We start from the raw sequence: 1845 nt of genomic DNA, 5'->3' as shown, positions 1-1845 counted from the left end.
CATAAACAAAGATCCTCCCCAATATAACTTTCTATATTCATCGCTCCCTATAAACGATCTTAATTATATACTGCTACCCCTCACAGTTTCATCCTAAAAAAACTGAAGAGCTTTATATGGGAGAATATTTTCATCATGCAATTATGATTAAGCTCTTTTTAGCTTTGATAACACTAAAAAGACACACTTATTTTTCAATTTTACTATAAAAAATACGCGGTGCACTATTCCAAACCCATTTTTTGACATCAGGCGTCATCGCGACAACGCTATATTGTTGAAAGATAAACGCATAAGGTCCTTTTTGCATTAATTCACGTTGTAAATCAGCATAGAGTTGCGCTCGTTTTTGCGGATTTTTTTGAAACAACGCTTCTTCAACTTTTTGATTCATCTTAGCATCAAAATACCCATGCTTCCAACTAGGATAGGCTGTATTTCTAGCCTCAAAACGATTATCTGGATTGAAAATAAGACGTGAAGCCATGGTATGAGGATCCGCAGAATCATTATTCCATCCGATAAAAGCCGTATCAAAAGCTCGAGCATCCACTTTTGAAAATAACTGTGTACCTGCTACACGTTCAATTTTAAGACGCACGCCCGCCTGTGCAGCACTATCCTGGAGTGACTGAGCAAGTAACAAAGTATAAGGAGTGTTTGACACGAGAAAATTTGCCTCAAATCCATTCGGATAACCAGCTTCTGCTAAAAGCTGCTTGGCTTTTGCAATATCAAGTTTAAAGGGTTGCCCCTCTTTTTCATCCAAAGCCCCAAAGTTGCCAAGAGGAATAAAACTGGCCCGTGGAACACCAACACCTTTGAGAAGCTTCTTGCCAAGACCTTCATAATCTATGAGATAACGCATCGCCAAACGTACTTTTTCCTTAGCAAAAATAGGATTCGTCGTATTGAATCCCCAGTACATCATAGTTGGCACTAACACTCTTTCAACTTTAACATCTGTTGTTTTTTGCAGATCTGCAAGATCTTCAGGTGTCAAATTACGAGCAACATCAATATCATGTTTTTGCAACAACAAACGTTGTGTTCCGGGCTCTGCAACATGGCGAATTAAAATCTGCTTCAGTTTAGGCGCTTGTCCCCAATAGTGAGAGCTTGCACGCAACAAAAGAGCTTCTCCAGGGCGCCAACTTTTTAACTGATAAGGACCAACACAAGCAGCATGACCTTTCAAATACTGATTTCCAAAATCGCCATCTTTTTCGTGTTTCATAATCGTCTTACGATCAAGCAAAGCTGTTGCACGACTCGCAACAATATTATTAAGAATGAGCTCTGCTGGATAAGGCTTATCAAATTTCATCACAACCGTTTTCTCATCGGGAGCTTGCAAAGCATCATCAACATTTTGTTCTGTAATTCCATATTCATTAAAAATTGCCGCATTACCCATCTTCAATTTGACAATCCGCTTCATACCCCAAACAAGATCATTGGCATTGGCTGATCTGCCATCATTAAACTTCAAACCATCACGTAAATGAAAAGTAATCACCGTACTGTGATCATCACCTGAAACATCCCAATGTGTTGCTAAAACGGGAACCATTTTAGCAGGATCATCTGTCGCAGTACTCACCAAGTTATCACAAATATTGTAAATAATTTCACTTCCATAAACATCATTAAGTTGTGCAGGATCAAACGTACTGATTGCATCAAGATTCCAAGCCATCACAAGGGTATCAGCGGGTGTTTTTGCTGAAACCTGTTGTACAACTACGCCCAAAGCCATAAGAGCAGCAACAAGAGAGCTGCTACTTTTCAATATTGTTTTCTTCAAGTTCATAAACTTTTCCCTTTATTTATTTTTATCAATTA

Annotated in this window: 1 protein-coding gene; it reads right to left on the bottom strand. The window is 38.7% G+C overall.

The features are described 5' to 3' along the window. Positions 1-187: 187 nt before the first annotated feature. Entirely contained in the window at positions 188-1813 is a 1626-nt protein-coding gene (locus ACFIL8_RS09755) for an ABC transporter substrate-binding protein (RefSeq protein ID WP_375689603.1), read from the bottom strand. Between the last annotated feature and the right edge of the window lie 32 nt (positions 1814-1845).

Origin of the sequence: Bartonella sp. AP57NXGY, assembly GCF_042195805.1 — a bacterium.
GTDB lineage: Bacteria > Pseudomonadota > Alphaproteobacteria > Rhizobiales > Rhizobiaceae > Bartonella.
The sequence above is the reverse complement of the archived record's forward strand: the minus strand, read 5'-3'. Positions and strand labels throughout refer to the sequence as shown.

Bases quoted from the DNA above. Each gene is read 5' to 3' on its own strand.
- ACFIL8_RS09755 (WP_375689603.1), bottom strand. From the start codon at position 1,813: ATGAACTTGAAGAAAACAATATTGAAAAGTAGCAGCTCTCTTGTTGCT.